This window comes from Thioalkalivibrio sp. ALJ2 (assembly GCF_000378325.1).
Taxonomy (GTDB): Bacteria; Pseudomonadota; Gammaproteobacteria; order Ectothiorhodospirales; family Ectothiorhodospiraceae; genus Thioalkalivibrio.
Map to the genome: position 1 here is coordinate 928,211 of NZ_KB899554.1, position 15,411 is coordinate 943,621.

The following is a 15,411-nucleotide window of genomic DNA, read 5'->3' on the forward strand; positions in this document are numbered from 1 at the left end:
ACGGTTATCTTGGAGGCGCGCGTAGGATGCGATGAGCGTAGCGAATCGCATCGGTTGCCCGGGCCGTCCCCCTGACTTATTGCGCGATACGCTGAGGGCCGGTGCGAGCCTGCTGCAGGGCCTGGTCGAAGTTGTCCAGCGCCTGGGCGTCGGTCTCCGGAAGGATGGCCTCGATGCGCGGGCGGGTGCCGGCGGCGGGCGCTTCCATGGCCTCGAGTCCGCCGTCGCCCGTCACGCGGTTGATGCGCTGCCAGCCCTGATCGGTCAGCACCAGACCCTTGAGGCGTTCTCCGGTGAAGCCGCTCACCAGCGTCTCCAGGACCGTGTGGTCGAACGCCTGCCCCTCGGGCAGCAGCCAGCTGCGGCCCAGGTAGCCATCGCCCCGGGTGTCGATGGTCACGGGTTCGTACCCGTGCTCGTTGGGTGCATGACCATGACCATGACCATGACCATGGTCGTGGTCGTGGTCGTGGTCGTGGTCGTGGTCGTGGTCGGGCGTGTCACCCGCGGATAGAAACGCCCGAGCCTCCGGGAACAGGGCCCCGCCGCGTTCCAGCCGGGGGTGCTCCAGCCACGCCGGTTCCACACATCCCTGGGTCGTCTCGACCACCAGCGGACGTGGTGGCGGCATGGCAGCGACAAACGCCTGCAGGGCCTCGCGATCCGCCTCGCTGTAGAGGTCCGCCTTGTTGGCCAGCAGGACATCGGCCAGTGCGATCTGGTCGTTCCAGTTCGGGTGTTCGCGGTGGCGGGGCGAGGACAGGTGGCGGGCGTCCATGACCGTGATCGTGGCGCGCAGGTCCAGCACGCCATCGTAGGGGGGCTGGGTGAGGGTGCGGATGATCTCGGCCGGGTGCCCGAGCCCGGTGGGCTCGATCAGGATGCGGTCGGGGTGCTGCGAGCGGATCAGCCGGTTCAGGCCGACGGTGAACATCTGCGCGGAGACGCAGCAAAGGCAGCCGCCGGGGATCTCCTCCAGCGCCACGCCGGTATCCGCGAGCAGGCCGCCGTCTACGCCGATCTCGCCGAATTCGTTGACCAGCACGGCCCAGTGCTCGCCCTCGGGGCGCAGTGCGAGCAACTGGCGGATGGTGGTCGTCTTGCCCACCCCCAGAAAGCCGGTAACCAGGTGGGTGGGGATGTCGTGGTGGGTGGTCATGTGGTGTTGGCCAGGTTGGCGGGCGGACCCGGGCAGCGGGCACGCCACGCGATTGGTTTCGGTTCAGTCGTCGGCGCGCAGTTCGCCCTGATAGAACGCCTCGGCGTCGTTGAACAGGGCTTCGTTGGTGTCCGCCCGCATGTACAGCATGTGCCCGCCCGGGTAGGCGCGCGGGATGATGCGCGAGTCGGCCTCGTCGCCGGCGGCGAACGCGATCTGGCCCAGCAGCCACTCGGTGGTGAAGTAGGGCGTGATCAGATCTGCCTCGCCATGCACGCTGAAGATCCGGAAGTCGCGGTTGAGCGAGAGGGCGGTGGCCAGCTCGTCCATTGCGGTGAAGTGTCCCTCGCGGCCGCTGGCCTCCCAGTCCCAGGCCCGGAACACGTCGCGACTGAGCAGGCGGTACTGGTGCCCGTGTTCCCAGTCCAGGGTGTTGCGCAGGTGGTCCAGCATCGCGGTGGACAGCGGGGCGGTCAGGCCGTCCAGGATCGCATCGGCTTGCGGCATGATGTTGGTGGGCACCGGGTCGAGGTTGTCGATGCCGCCGTCGTACAGGCTGACCAGTCGGCCTTCGTCCATCAGCAGGCCGCGCTGGGTCATGTCCAGCGTGATGCGTCCCCGTGTGGCCTTCAGGCGATCGCGCGACAGTCCGGTAAAGCGGGCGACCTCGCCGATCCAGTCGTCGTCGATCTGCCCGGGGTGGATCAGGCCCTGCAGGTAGTCGCCCAGGGCGAAGGCCTCGGCCTCTTCCAGGCTGGGCGGGTCATCGCCCAGGCGACCCTGTGCCTTCGCGGCGGCGGTGATCGCCGGCAGGCTCAGGGCCCAGCCGATCGGGCGGGCGGTGCCGTGTTCCAGCATGCCGTAATCCAGCGCGGGCGAGATCAGCACCGTGCCGCTCAGGCTGATGCCGGAGCCCTTGGCAATGCGCGCCGGCAACGCGGCGGCGCGGTAGCCCCCGTAGCTTTCGCCTGCCAGGTACACCGCGTCGCCACGCCGGCCATGTTCATCCAGCCAGCGTTCCAGCGTCTCCTCCATCGCGGCCAGGTCGCCGTCGCGGGAGAAGTACTGATCGGCTTCGCCGCCCATCACGCGCGAGAAGCCGGTCCCGACCGGGTCGATAAAGACCAGATCGGTAAACGCCAGCCAGGTCTTGGGATTGTCGACCAGCCGGGGCGGCGTGGAGGCGGCCAGACCCTGGTCGTCGGTCTCCAGTACCCGCGGCCCCAGGCCGCCCACGTTCAGGTAGGCCGAGGCCGCGCCGGGCCCGCCGTTGACCATGAAGGTGACCGGACGATCTTCGTCGCTGTCCACCGTGTAACTGACGGTAAAGACCCGGGCTTCGGGGTCGTCCATCGACTCGCCCAGCGGGACATAGCCGACCGTGGCCTGGTAGTCCAGCGTGCTGCCGTCGAGCAGTTCCAGCGAGTGCTCGGTGGTCACGGCCTCGGGCAGGGGGGGCGTCGGTTCAGTCTCGTTCGCCAGCAGGGGAGCGGACATCCCGGGACCGATCAGCAGGCCGAGCGCCAGCCCGTAGAACGGGCTGGCGACGGTACGCGATGCAGGTGTGGGTTTGAGCGGGCGTCGTTGCGGCGCCGTTATCAGCATTGAGCGGTCTCCTCGTGATCCGGGCAGTCATGGCGTACGACACGGTCATCGTCCAACCATTCCATGATCCCGTCGGTCACGTTGTAGATCTTGTCGTAGCCGAGCCCCTCCGACAGGGCCTGGGCGAGTGCGCTGGTGCGGTTGCCGACGCGGCAGATCAGGATCACCTCGTCGTCGGAGTCGACCAGCGCGGTGAACTTGCTGCCGAACTCCGGGTTGAGGCTGCCGTCTTCCTCGAACGCGGTGATGCGATGGCTGCCTTCCACCACGCCCGTCTCGGCCCACTCGTCCGGGCGACGGATGTCGACGATGGTGACCCCCTCATCCAGCTTCTCGGCCAGTCCCTCGTTGTCCAGGCTGCTGAACGGGGCGCGCTGGACCTCGACGACCTCGAGTTCGAAGCGAAGGGTGGCGTTCGGCGGGATGATGTTGCCGGCGCCGCGCTCGCCGTAGGCCAGCTCCGGCGGGATGATCGCCTCGCGCTTGCCGCCCTCGCGCATGCCCTTCACCGCCTGCTCGAAGCCGGGGATCGTCTGGCCGGACCCGATGGTCACGGACAGGGGCTGGCCGCCGCGGCTGGAGTCGAACTCGGAGCCGTCTTCCTCGAGGCGTCCGACATAGTGGACCAGGGCCGTGTCGTGCCGTACGAGTTCGGGGCCCTCGCCCTCCTCGATGTCGCGAATCTCGATGCTGTCGGCCAGCGCGAAGGCCGGGGTCAGGAACAGGGCGAACAGAAACCAGGCTTTCATCATTTTATCCTTATAAATTGCAAGTTTTTGTTTTACATGCCGGCTTTTACCAGACCAGAAAACTCCTTCCAAAATTCCTTGGAAAAACTTTGAAATTCATTTGAACCTGATCTAAATGATTCAGGGATCCCTGAATCGACAAGGCCTTGTTGAGGGGGATCTTGACCGCAAGGATCCGTGTGACGGAGGAGCATATGACCAGGAAACAAGAAAACCAATTCTGGGATCGCCTGCGAGGCGTAACGGAAGACGCCGGGGCGGACCCGCAGACCCTCGAGATCTTTGACGAAGCCGTCTCCCGGCGTCGTTTCATGGGCCGCATGGGCGTGGGCGGCGCTGCCCTGACGCTGTTCGGCTTTGGTGCCGGCACCGACGCCGCGATGCGCGGCCTGTTCGGGCGTGGCCTGATCCCGGCTGCCTGGGCGGACGAAGCGAATGGCCTCGAGGACGAGCAGGCGAAGTCCGCGATGTCCGACGCCGGCAAGGAGGATGGCCTGATCGTCCATAACGATCGCCCGTTGAACGTCGAAACCCCGCCGCACCTGCTGGAAGACGAGGTTACCCCGGCCAGCCGTCATTTCATCCGCAACAACGACCTGATCCCGCAGCAGGCGCTGGATCGCGACCCGAATGGCTGGTCGCTGAAGATCGACGGCGAGGTGCATGAAGAGCTGGAGATCGGTCTCGACGACCTGAAGAGCATGGACAGCAAGGACCTGGTCCTGCACATCGAGTGTGGCGGCAACGGCCGTGCGAACTTCGACCCGCAGCCGCGCGGCAACCCCTGGGACCGCGGTGCGGTGGGTAACGCCAAGTGGACCGGCGTGCCGCTGAAGGACATCCTCGAGCGGGCCGGCGTGAAGGACAGCGCCGTCTACACCGCGCACGAGGGCTACGAGCCGATCCTCGGTGACCGCGGTCCGTTCTCCCGTGGCGTGCCGATCGACAAGGCGATGGAAGAGCACACCATCGTGGCCTATGCGATGAACGGAGAGGACATCCCTGCGACCCACGGCTTCCCCGTGCGTCTGGTGGTGCCGGGCTGGTACGGCTCCTGCTCGCACAAGTGGCTGAACAAGATCACGCTGCGCGATCAGGAACACGACGGCCGCGGCATGACTGGCTACTCCTACCGCATGCCCAAGTATCCGGTGGCCCCGGGCGAGCGCCCGCCGGAAGAGGACATGAAGGTCGGCGGCCCGTGGCTGATCAAGTCCGTGATCACCGGTCCGAAGAAGGACACCGGTCTGGAGCGTGGCGAGACCGTCAAGGTCACCGGCCATGCCTGGGCGGGCGAGGACGAGGTCGCGGAAGTCTGGATCTCCACCGACTTTGGTCTCAACTGGGAGAAGGCCGATCTCAAGGGCGACCCGGTCAACAAGTACGCCTGGGTGCACTTTGAGAAGGAGCTGTCCTTCGAGAATCGCGGCTACTACGAGATCTGGGCCCGCGCGGTGGACGACAAGGGCAATACTCAGCCCATCGTTCAGCCGTGGAACCCGCGTGGCTACGACGGCAACATCGTCCACAAGATCCCGGTCACGGTCGCTGCGTGACAAACCTCCATACCCGGGGCATCATTTCCCCGGGTTTCTCTTGAGCAGAACGGAGTACGCATGAAGCGTTTTGTAATGCTGTCGCTACTGGGGTTGGCGTGTGCGGCCCTGGCTTCGCCCGTTGTTGCCGAGGAGGCCATTCCCGAGGAAGAACAACAAGCCCAGGAAGAGAAGGCCGAAGAGGTCTCGGCGACCAAGGAATTGTTTGAACAGACCTGTGCGGCCTGCCACGGCATCCGTCAGGCGACCAACCAGAACCTGAATCGTGCTGACTGGAACTGGGTCATGGACGACATGGAAGACTACGGCATGACCTGGCTCACCGATGAGCAGCGTGACGACATCGTGGATTTCCTGGTGGAGAACTACGGTTACGGTGATTAAGGCTGTGCAGGAGAGCTCCGTTGTCAGGAGCCGTACTTCCAGGCGCCCCACGGGGCGCCTTTTTTGTGGTGGTCTCTGTGCAGCGCGGCAAGCCGTGTGCGCTTCGCGAGCCTGTCCGTCGCCCTTGCATGGCCGGTGGCGATGCCGGGTCTCGTGGTGGGTCAGTCCGCGGCGTGCGAGATGGCCCAGCAGCGATGGGGTGGGGGTGGGCGGCGGAAATCCTCGTCCAGCGTCTCGCGAGTGATCTCGCGGACTTCCAGGCCCGCGAGGGACTCAGTGTCGAGTTCGAAGCGGCGGCGGTTGGTCGAGAAGTACAGGATGCCGCCCTCGGTCAGCAGGCGCGCGGCGTCCCGGATCAGTTCGACATGGTCGCGTTGCACCTCGAAGTCCGCCTCGGTGCGTTTCGAGTTCGAGAAGGTCGGGGGATCGAGGAAGATCCGCTCGAAGCGCAGCGCCGGGTCGTCTGCGGCCTCCCGTACCCAGGTGATGCAGTCGGCACGCAGCAGCGCATGGGTGTCGGGGCGCCGCCGACTGCGCCCATCGCGCACGCTGGCCTCGAAGCCGTTGGCCGCGAGGTTGTCGGCGGCCCAGTCGAGGTAGGTATTGGACAGGTCCACCGAGACGGTCTGGCGGGCGCCCCCCACGGCGGCATGGGCACTGACCGCGGCGGTGTAGCAGAACAGGTTCAGCAACCGCAGTCCGCGGCATTCTTCCTGCAGGCGGCGACGCATCGGGCGGTGGTCCAGGAACAGGCCGCTGTCCAGATAGGCATCCAGCTCCACCTTCAGCCGGCAGCCGTGTTCCTCGACCCAGAAGGGGGCGGGTTGTGCGGTCTCGGCGCGCTGGTACTGCGAGCGACCCTTCTGGGCGCGCCGCTGCTTGTAGTGCAGGTGGGCGGGCGCGACGCCGGTGACCTCCAGGGTCGCGGCCAGCGCCCCGCGCAGGCGTGCCTCGGCGCGCGCGGGTTCGACCGAGGCCGGGGCGGCGAACTCCTGCAGATGCAGGTGCACGGAGCCGTCGGTCGCCTGGTAGCGGTCGATCAGAAGCGGGTATTCGTCGAGGTCCGCGCTGTAGATGCGGTAGCAGGTCACGCCCTGGCGCCGCGCCCACCGATCCAGGTGCTTCAGGTTCTTGCGCAGGCGGTTGGCGAACTCGGGTGCAGGGGCTGCCGCCTCGGCCTGTCCCTCGCGGGCATGGATGTCGAACTCCAGCAGCTGGCAGTCGATCGGGCCGTTGTGTACGCGGTACTTGCGCGTGGCCCGCAGCCCGAGGCGGCGGGAGTCGGTGGTGTCCGCGACCAGCAGGGCCACCTGCCAGCCGCCAAAGGCCTGTTTGAGGTGCTCGCCCAGCAGGCTGTAGAGCTTGATCAGTTCGGGCTGGTCGCCGATGCGTTCGCCGTAGGGCGGGTTGCTGATCAGCAGCCCGTTCGGTGCGGGGGGCGTGAGGGTCAGCACGTCGGCGACCTCGAAGCGGGTGCAGGCGGCGACTCCGGCTGTGCGGGCCGCCTGGCGCGCGGCCTGCACCGCGCGCGGGTCGCGATCCGACCCCAGCAGCGTCGGGCCCTGCCAGGGGCGGACCGCCGCCTGGGCCGTATCCACACAGCGCTGCCACAGGGCGGCGTCGTGCCCGGCCCAGCCCTGCGGACGGAAGTCCTGGCGCAGCAGCCCGGGAGCGGTGTGCGTGGCGATCAGGGCGGCCTCGATCACCAGGGTGCCGCTGCCGCAGAACGGGTCCAGCAGCTGCGCCTGTTCCGGGTCGTCCTCGACGTGTGCGGGCCAGCCGGCACGGGCGAGCAGGGCCGCGGCGAGGTTCTCGCGCAGCGGGGCCGCCCCTCCGGCGCCGCGATAGCCGCGCCGGTGCAGGCCGCCATTGCCGATATCCACGGACAGCCGGGCGTGATCCCCCTGCAGCTGCAGCAGGATGCGGACGTCCGGGTGTTTCGGGTCCACGTCCGGGCGGGCGCCGGTTGCCTCGCGGAAGGCGTCGGCCACCGCGTCCTTGATGCGTACCCCGGCGAAGTGGGTATGGCGGATGTGGCGGCTCTTGCCGCCGACCTCGACCGCGAAGGTCGCACCGGGGTCCAGCAGCGCGGGCCAGTCGATCGCGCGGGCGGCGGTGTAGCAGCCATCCCCGTCCGGCTGCTCGAAGCGCGCCAGTGGCAGCAGGATACGGCTGGCGATGCGGCTGCCCAGCAGTACGCGGTACAGCGTCTCGAGATCGGCCGAGAAGTGCACCGCGCCGCCCTCCTCGCGCACGTCGGCGGCGCCGAGGGTAACCAGTTCCTCGGCCAGCAGGGGGCCGAGCCCGCGGGCGACGGTGGCGCGGTATTCCTGCGGGGTACTGGGATCGTTCTCGGGCGTGGTCATGCGGTGTCTTCCTGGGACGGGGGCCTATCTTGCCATAGCCGCCGTTGGGGTCAGCGCAGCAGGCGGCGTCGGATCAGCGCGGTCGCCAGGATGATAGCCGCCGCGCCGTAGCCCGTGATCACCGCCAGGTGCGGCCAGACGCTGGCGGGCCAGCTGCCGGTCATCAGCGGACGCACGATCTCGACCACGTGCGCCAGCGGCAGGGCCAGCGCCAGGGTCTGCACCCAGTTGGGCAGCTCCTGTAGCGGGAAGAACACCCCGGAGAGCAGGAGCATCGGGGTCACCGCCAGGGTGAAGTAGTACAGGAAGAAGTCGTAGCTGCGCGCCAGCGCGGTGATGACCAGGGCGAGCGCGCCGAAGGTGAACGCGGCGAGGAAGATCACCGGCAGGGCGAGCAGGGCGCGAGCGTCGCTCACCAGCCCCAGGACTGCGGCGACGACGAGGATGGTGGTGGCACTGATCAGGCCCTTGCTCGCGGCCCATATCGCCTCGGCGAAAACGATGTCGTCCAGCGTCAGCGGTGTGGCCAGCATCCCGAGCCAGGTGTTCTGCTCCGCCATGCGCGTGTAGGCGGAATACATGCCCTCAAAGCTGGCGGTGAACATCGCCGAGGAGCAGATGATCCCGGAGGCGATGAACACCATGTAGCTCATGCCGTCGAGGTCACCCACCAGGCGGCCGAAGCCGTAGCCAAATGCGAGCAGGTAGAGGATGGGTTCGCCGAAGTTGCCGAGCATCGACGGCACCAGGAGCTTGCGCCAGACCAGAAGGTTGCGGCGCCAGACCGCGACGAAGCGCAGGCTGGGCCGGGGGAGCCAGGTCGAGGTTGGGTCGGACATCAGTCGCGCAGCTCGTGGCCGGTGAGTTTCAGGAACACGTCTTCCAGGTCCGCCTCGCGCAGGGTCGGTTCGAGGCCCCGGGCGCGCAGGCGTTCGCGCAGCCGGTCCGGTTCGGCCGTGTAGACCAGCCAGGTATCCGCGACCTGATGGGCGCGATCCCGGGGGCCGATCTCCTGCTCGATCGCGGTGCCGGCATCGGGCCCGCCGACCGTGACCACCCAGGGTTCGATGTGCTCGGCGATCAGGCGGCTGGGTCGGTCACAGGCAATGATGCGGCCGTGGTCGATGATCGCGATGCGATCGCACAGCTCCTGGGCCTCCTCCATGTAATGCGTGGTCAGCACCAGCGTGACGCCGGAGGCGCGCAGCTGCCGGAGCTGGCGCCAGAGGTGGTGGCGCGCCTGTGGGTCCAGCCCGGTGGTCGGCTCGTCCAGCACCACGACCTCGGGTTCGTTGATCAGGGCGCGTGCGAGGGTCAGCCGGCGCTTCATGCCGCCGGACAGGGCATTGATGCGCGCGCCGCGCTTGTCGTTCAGGTTGACCTGCTCCAGCAGGTGATCGATGCGCGCCTGGACCGTTGCGCCGGAGAGACCGAAATACGCGGCATAGGTTCGCATGTTCTCGATCACGGTGAAGTCCGGGTCCAGCGTGTCGAACTGCGGCACGATGCCCAGGCGCTTGCGCACCTCGCGCTCGCCTTCCGGCATCGGAAGGCCCAGTACTTCGACCTGACCGCCGTCGATCGGGGTCATCCCCAGCAGCATGCGCAGGGTCGTCGTCTTGCCCGCGCCGTTGGGCCCAAGCAGCCCGAAGAACTCGCCGCGCGGGATCTCCAGGTTCACGCCATCGACAACGGCTACGCCGTCGTATCGTTTGTACAGGGACTGGATGCGGATTGCGGGCAAGCAGGCGGTTCGCGGAAGAAAGGAGTGCATACCTTACCGGTTTGCCGCGGATAGCCCAATATGATTCGCGCGTGTTCCAGGGCTCTGGCGCGGGCACAAAAAAGGCCCGGCAGCTGCCGGGCCTTCAGACGACAAACGTGCGTGTGATGGCAGGTGTCGCTTTACGGGCGCAGGTAGACGAAGCCCTGCTGCTGCAGATGGGCGATCTCGGCCACACCGCTGGGGACGATGTCGTCCTCGGAGGCATCGTAGAGCTCGTCGGCGATGCTGATATTGCCGCGGGTGACGGTGACGTTGCAGATGTTGAAATCAACACCCTGCAGCTTCAGTTCGTCGATGCGGCCGGCCAGGTCCTCGCTCTCCTTGGCATTGCGCAGAAGGCCCAGGCCCGGACCATGCATGACCACGCGGATGTCCATCTTGTCGGCGCCCACGGCATTGATGTGGTTCTGGATGTTGCCCATGGCGGCCATGTGGCGGTCCATGTCGTTGTAGTTCACGTGGTAGACCACCTTCTGTTCGCCGTATTCCGCCAGCGCGGTCGCCGGGGCGATCAGCAGGAAGGAGACCAGAGCCAGGGCGATAATATGCAGGTGCTTCATGACGCGTTTTCCTCGTTCAAGGTCCCGGTTGGGATTTTCCTTTTATTTTGCAGCCGGTGCTTCCCTTTGGGGCTGCTTTGTCCGGCTTTGATATGACGCGTTAACGGGGTGCTTATTCCGGCTGGTCCGGCTGATTTTTGCGGGTATTTATATATTCAAATAAAGACTGGAATTTTGGTTGTGTATTTCCTTCGGGAAACCTGGTTCCGCTCAAGAAAAAGGCCCGGCCAAGGCCGAGCCCAAAGGGCCACCGGGAGAACACTCGGTGGCTTGGAGGAAATGTGGTACTTACGGGCGCAGGTAAACGAAGCCCTGCGTCTGAAGGTGGCCGATCTCGCCGACTCCGCTAGGTACCAGGTCGTCTTCGGTGGCATCGAAAAGCTCTTCCGAGATGTCCACGTTGCCCCGGGTGACGGTGACATTGCAGATATTGAAATCAACGTCTTGCATCTTCAGTTCTTCGATGCGGGCGGCCAGGTCTTCGCTCTCCTTGGCGTTGCGCAGCAGGTGCAGGCCCGGGCCATGCATGACCACTCGGATCTCCATGTTTTCCGCGCCCACGGCATTGATGTGGTTCTGGATGTTGCCCATGGCGGCCATGTGGCGGTCCATGTCGTTGTAGTTCACGTGATAGACGACTTTTTGTTCGCCGTAGTCGGCCATGGCGGCGCCGGGAAGGGTGAGCATGGCGGCGGCGGTCAGGGCCAGAGGCAGGATAAAAGCTTTCTTCATTGGTGGGCTCCTTGCGGTATTCTCGTTCTTTTACATATTCGGTGTGGCGTATGCCGAGCTTCCAAGAAGCACACTGGACCGTTTTGCTTCCGTGGCTTTTTGAATCCAGTTGTGGGTAGGACGGGAACGCGGGGTAATTATTCCGATCTAATTAAAGATAATCGCATCATGAAATACGGTAAATAATTAAATAATAAAAAACCGTTCGGAGGTCTCAGTGAAGCCATGGGCGGGGGATTGGGTTCAGGGCTGTCGCGGTGACTGGGTGGGCAGGGCGGGTAGGACGAGGCGGCCTGCGGTCAGGGCGAGCCGGGCGGGGCTTCGGCGAGAGTTCGCCAGACCCATGACGTTTACTTCGGAGAAATCCGTCAGCCGGACCAGCGGGCCGCCAAAACTGACGGTCATGACGTGAACAAACGCCAGAAGTCAGTCGACCAGGGGGTGTTCGCCGATGCCTCGCGGTCTCCACCCTCCGGTTGTGTAGGTTGCTAGAGTGTGGGGCTTTCGAATCCACTGGACGTCCATTCGATGGCCGTCCCTCGCCAGGAGTCCTCGCCATGACCACTGCATCCAGCCTCCCCGAAGCACTGCAGCCGATCGGCTGCGTGGGCCTGGGCATCATGGGGGCCCCCATGACCCGCAATCTGCTGCGTGCCGGGGCGGATATCCGGGTCTGGGCGCGTCGGGCGGAGGCGGCGGAGTCCCTGGTAGCCGAGGGTGCCGGGGCCGCCTCCAGTCTGGCGGAACTGGTCTCCAGCGTGCGCGTGCTGGTACTGAACGTCTCTGACACCCCGGATGTGGAGCAGCTGATGCTGGGCCCGGATGGGGTGCTCGAGCACGCCCGCCCGGGGCTGCTGGTGGTCGACCACAGCACGATCGACCCGATCCGCACCCGCGCGATTGCGCAGGCCGCGGCAGAACGGGAGGTGGTGTTTGTGGATGCGCCCGTGTCCGGCGGCGAGCCGGGGGCCCGCAGCGGCACGCTCAGCCTGATGGTTGGTGGCCCGGAGGAGGCGGTCGATCGGCTGCGGCCGATCTTCGACATCGTGGGTTCGACGCTGACGCATGTCGGGGCCAGCGGGGCCGGTCAGATCACCAAGGCCTGCAACCAGCTGGTGGTGGGCGAGACCCTGGTCGCCATTGGCGAGGCCTTCGCGCTGGCGGAGCAGACCGGGGTCGATCCGGCGCGGCTGCGCGAGGCGCTGATGGGTGGGTTTGCCGCTTCGCGTATCCTCGAGGTGCACGGCCAGCGCCTACTGGACGGTGACTTCGAGCCCGGCTTTCAGGCTGGGCTCTACCACAAGGATCTGGGCATCGTGGCCGGTCTGGGCGAGCAGGTGGGCCTCAGCCTGGACGGCCTGGAGCCGGTGCGCCACGCGGTAGACAAGGCGCTGGCGGCCGGGCAGGCCGATCACGATGTCGCGATCCTGGCGCGTTTCTGCCTGCATGCCCGTGGCGAGGGCACCAGGGATTGAGGCGCGAGGTCAGCCGAACAGACGCCAGAGGATATACAGCAGCGAAAAGATCAGGCTGAACGCGATGCCGGCCCAGGCCAGACCGCGCAGGCCACGCCCCGGGCGGGCCGCCTCCGGCATGTCCGGCGACTTGACCACCTTGAAGGTGATCCACGCGAGTATCGGTGCGGAGAGGAAGGACAGCAGCGTCGCGATATCCACCAGCCGCGTGAAGTGCTCCCCGGCCTGCGAGATCAGCAGCAACGCACCGCTGGCCACGGCCAGCAGCGCAATGCGATAGCCCCACCAGTCGAGTCCGCGCTCGCCCTTGCGCGACGGGTCCATGGTCTGCGGCGCGTGGCCGTCCTCGCGCAGGGTGCGGATGATCGCCACGATCACGCGGGGGTAGGCATCGGTGACGGCCAGTGTCGTCGAGAACATCGTGGTCAGGGCCGCCACTGCGATCAGGGTGCGGCTCCATTCGCCCAGGCTCTGGGCGTACAGGTCCACCAGCTGGGCCGAGAACGCGGCGGCCCCGGCGGCAAAGCCAATGCCGCTGCCGTACATCAGGACCGCGCCCAGCAGCATGAATGCGACGGCAATGACTACGGCCCCGAGATACCCCAGGCGGAAGTCGAAGATGGCCTCGCGCACGGTCGGCGCGTGGCCGGTCTGGCGGGCGCGTTCCTGGGTCCAGATCGAGTGCCAGGCGGCCACGTCCAGCGGGATGGGCATCCAGCCCAGAAGCGCGAGGATGAAGGCGAAGCCGGCCAGGGTCCAGAGGTTCGACCACTCCTGGGCACCGGACAGGGTGGCGAGGTCCGGGGCCTCGCGAAAGGCCAGCGCGACTGCGGCCACGGTGGATACGCTCAGCGCGGCCATGATGATCTTCATGCCCAGGTCCAGGCCGCGGTAGGCGCCGATCATCAGGAAGGTGATGCAGGCAGCGAGGACCAGCGCCGAGACCAGCGTGACCGAGAGGTCGAGGTCGAATACCAGTGTGACCAGCCCGGCAGTGGTCAGCGTGACTACCGCCTGGATGGCGAACAGCGTGCCCACGGTCACCGCGATGTAGAGACTCAGGGCCCAATTGCCCAGCCGGTGGTAGCCGGTCAGCAGGTGATGGCCGGTGGCGGCTGCATAGCGCGGGCCGAACTCCAGAAACGGGTACTTGAACAGGCAGGCCAGTAGCACGATCGGGATCAGCAGAAGCCCGTACTCCGCGCCGCCCCGGGTGGCCTGGACCAGATGCGAGACCCCCACGGCCGCACCGGCCATCAGCAGCCCCGGGCCAATGGCGGCCCGAAGCGAGGCGCGAGTGGACGGACTCATCCAGGTTCCTTTCGGTCGGGAATTCGGCCCGCGATTATAGGGGAATTGCCCGCGACCGCCATCCGGCGACGGCTATAGCCGTGAGCCCGCTGTTACGTCGTTAAAGTGCCAGCGGGGTTCGGCGGTAGAGCTCGGGGGCGGGCGGCTTGAGTTCTTCGGATTCCGGGAAGCGCTGCACCAGCTTGTCGTAGTAGCTGCGGATGTTCCGCACGTAGTGGACCGGCTCCCAGCCGCGGGCGTAGCCGTAGCGGGTCTGCTCGTACCATTCGGACTGCGCCAGACGCGGCAGCCATTGCATCACATCCAGCCAGCGATCCGGGTCGTCGCCGTTGGCGGCCGCCAGGCGCCGGGCATCGTGCAGATGACCCAGTCCCACGTTGTAGGCAGCCAGCGTCATCCAGGTGCGGTCGGGCTCGGAGATCGATTCCGGCAGCCGTTCCCGCAGGTCGATCAGGTACCGCGTGCCACCGTCGACGCTCGCGGCCGGATCGGTGCGGTCCTCGACGCCCAGCCCCTCGGCGGTAACCTGGGTCAGCATCATCAGTCCGCGCACGCCGGTGGGGGAAACTGCATCGGGATTCCAGTGGGATTCCTGGTAGGCCACCGCGGCGATGAAACGCCAATCGAGATCGTGGGTCTCTCCGGCCTCCTCGAACAGCGGACGAAACTGGTCCAGGCGATGCTCGACGCGGCGCGCGAAGGTCAGGGCATCCACCAGGTCGTGGGTGTCCAGATGGCCGAGATAGCGATCGAGTAGCAACTCCAGTTCACGGTTGTCGCGCAGCCTGGCGATGTACTCCTCGGTGGCGTCGATAAGGCTACGATCAAAGCCTGCCGGGAATAGCCAGCGGACCTCGGCGCTGCGTTCCAGTTCGTGTGCCTGACGCAGGTTCGGGTGCATGCGCCGCAGTCGACGGTACTCCAGGGAATTCATCACTGCGTAGTCGATCTCGCCACGCTCCAGGGCCTCGCGCAGGGCCTCGGCGTTGGTGTAGGGGATGAGTTCGCCATTGGGCTGGTCCGTTTCTTCGTCGCCTTCCGGGGGGGAGGCGCTCGGGTCGAATGCCCCCCCCTCGGGCGCTGGCTCGGCCTCGGTTGCTGGATCCGGCGACAACCCCGGCGGGGTTTCCGGTTCCATGCCGACCTCGGCCAGCAAGGGCTGGCTCAGGCTCTCGGGTACGGGGGCCTGTGCGGTCATGCCGACGCGCGCCCCGGCTGGTATGTCGGTCAGCGCCAGCAGCGGTGTAGCCCGTTCGTTCTCGTTCCAGAAGACCACGACATGCTTCACGCTCAGGATTTCCGGGCCGGCTTCGATCAACGGATCGTGTGGCGGCACGAGCAGGCCGGCGGCGATGTCGATGCGGCGTTGGCGCAAAAGGCGATGGGCGGTGGCGGCGTCGTCCACGCGGGTCACGCGCAGGCGCGTGTCGAGCTCCTCGGCCAGACCGTGCAGCAGCTCCAGCTCGAGTTGGTCCCGCCCGGCGGTGGCGGCGAGCTCGGAGCGGCCCAGGGGGCGCTCGACCAGGGCCACTCGCAACTCGTCACGGAAGGTGAGCTGTTCCAGCGCCGCTGGCGGGTTGTAGTACACCCGCAGCACGATGGCCGTCAGCAGCACGATGAAGAGCCCCAGTTCGATCTGGCGCCAGGTGCTGCTTGGGGGGCGGAGTTTCAGATGCGTGCCCATGGCACTGGATCATACCCAATTGCCCCGGTGGTCACCGGGGATGG

At 66.5% G+C, this 15,411-nt stretch carries 13 protein-coding genes; 3 read left to right on the forward strand and 10 right to left on the reverse strand.

The window, feature by feature from the left end; all coding sequences use genetic code 11:
• Positions 1 to 76: 76 nt before the first annotated feature.
• The 3 genes from F468_RS0104370 to F468_RS0104380 form a co-directional block, all read right to left on the reverse strand.
• Positions 77 to 1,159 (reverse strand): GTP-binding protein, encoded by a 1,083-nt coding sequence (locus F468_RS0104370; protein ID WP_018994674.1) that lies wholly within the window; start codon positions 1,157 to 1,159, stop codon positions 77 to 79.
• 63 nt (positions 1,160 to 1,222) lie between these two features.
• On the reverse strand, positions 1,223 to 2,764 hold the full coding sequence (locus F468_RS0104375; RefSeq protein ID WP_018993688.1) for a S10 family peptidase: 1,542 nt from the start codon (positions 2,762 to 2,764) through the stop codon (positions 1,223 to 1,225).
• Complete coding sequence (locus tag F468_RS0104380) at positions 2,758 to 3,513, reverse strand: FKBP-type peptidyl-prolyl cis-trans isomerase (RefSeq protein WP_018138299.1); 756 nt, start codon at positions 3,511 to 3,513, stop codon at positions 2,758 to 2,760. Before F468_RS0104380 ends, F468_RS0104375 begins: the two co-directional genes overlap by 7 nt.
• 194 nt (positions 3,514 to 3,707) lie before the next feature.
• Here F468_RS0104380 and F468_RS0104385 point away from each other — a divergent pair, with 194 nt between their 5' ends.
• Both F468_RS0104385 and F468_RS0104390 read left to right on the forward strand, forming a co-directional pair.
• Positions 3,708 to 5,069 carry a sulfite oxidase gene (locus F468_RS0104385; protein ID WP_018138298.1) on the forward strand — a complete coding sequence of 454 codons (1,362 nt, stop codon included), beginning with the start codon at positions 3,708 to 3,710 and terminating at the stop codon, positions 5,067 to 5,069.
• 60 nt (positions 5,070 to 5,129) lie between these two features.
• On the forward strand, positions 5,130 to 5,453 hold the full coding sequence (locus F468_RS0104390; RefSeq protein ID WP_018138297.1) for a cytochrome c: 324 nt from the start codon (positions 5,130 to 5,132) through the stop codon (positions 5,451 to 5,453).
• 161 nt (positions 5,454 to 5,614) lie between these two features.
• Here F468_RS0104390 and rlmKL read toward each other — a convergent pair whose 3' ends face one another.
• The 5 genes from rlmKL to F468_RS0104415 all read right to left on the reverse strand — a co-directional run bounded on the left by rlmKL (position 5,615) and on the right by F468_RS0104415 (position 10,897).
• Positions 5,615 to 7,819: a bifunctional 23S rRNA (guanine(2069)-N(7))-methyltransferase RlmK/23S rRNA (guanine(2445)-N(2))-methyltransferase RlmL gene (gene rlmKL / locus F468_RS0104395; RefSeq protein ID WP_018994675.1), complete on the reverse strand. Its 2,205-nt coding sequence runs from the start codon at positions 7,817 to 7,819 to the stop codon at positions 5,615 to 5,617.
• 50 nt (positions 7,820 to 7,869) lie between these two features.
• Positions 7,870 to 8,658, reverse strand: coding sequence for an ABC transporter permease (locus F468_RS0104400; protein ID WP_018138295.1), 789 nt, complete (start codon positions 8,656 to 8,658; stop codon positions 7,870 to 7,872).
• Entirely contained in the window at positions 8,658 to 9,563 is a 906-nt protein-coding gene (locus F468_RS0104405) for an ABC transporter ATP-binding protein (RefSeq protein WP_018174726.1), read from the reverse strand. Before F468_RS0104405 ends, F468_RS0104400 begins: the two co-directional genes overlap by 1 nt.
• A 161-nt stretch (positions 9,564 to 9,724) precedes the next feature.
• Positions 9,725 to 10,165: a DsrE family protein gene (locus F468_RS0104410; RefSeq protein ID WP_018649014.1), complete on the reverse strand. Its 441-nt coding sequence runs from the start codon at positions 10,163 to 10,165 to the stop codon at positions 9,725 to 9,727.
• Positions 10,166 to 10,453: 288 nt separating this feature from the next.
• Positions 10,454 to 10,897 (reverse strand): DsrE family protein, encoded by a 444-nt coding sequence (locus F468_RS0104415; protein WP_018649013.1) that lies wholly within the window; start codon positions 10,895 to 10,897, stop codon positions 10,454 to 10,456.
• A 557-nt stretch (positions 10,898 to 11,454) separates the two neighbouring features.
• On the opposite strand from F468_RS0104415, the gene F468_RS0104420 reads away from it, so the two are divergent.
• Positions 11,455 to 12,372 (forward strand): NAD(P)-dependent oxidoreductase, encoded by a 918-nt coding sequence (locus tag F468_RS0104420; RefSeq protein WP_018138292.1) that lies wholly within the window; start codon positions 11,455 to 11,457, stop codon positions 12,370 to 12,372.
• A gap of 9 nt (positions 12,373 to 12,381) precedes the next feature.
• Here the strand turns inward: F468_RS0104420 and F468_RS0104425 are convergent, their stop codons facing one another.
• Positions 12,382 to 13,683, reverse strand: coding sequence for an NRAMP family divalent metal transporter (locus F468_RS0104425; protein ID WP_018994676.1), 1,302 nt, complete (start codon positions 13,681 to 13,683; stop codon positions 12,382 to 12,384).
• 100 nt (positions 13,684 to 13,783) lie between these two features.
• Complete coding sequence (gene mltF, locus F468_RS0104430) at positions 13,784 to 15,367, reverse strand: membrane-bound lytic murein transglycosylase MltF (RefSeq protein WP_018994677.1); 1,584 nt, start codon at positions 15,365 to 15,367, stop codon at positions 13,784 to 13,786.
• Positions 15,368 to 15,411 lie beyond the last annotated feature (44 nt).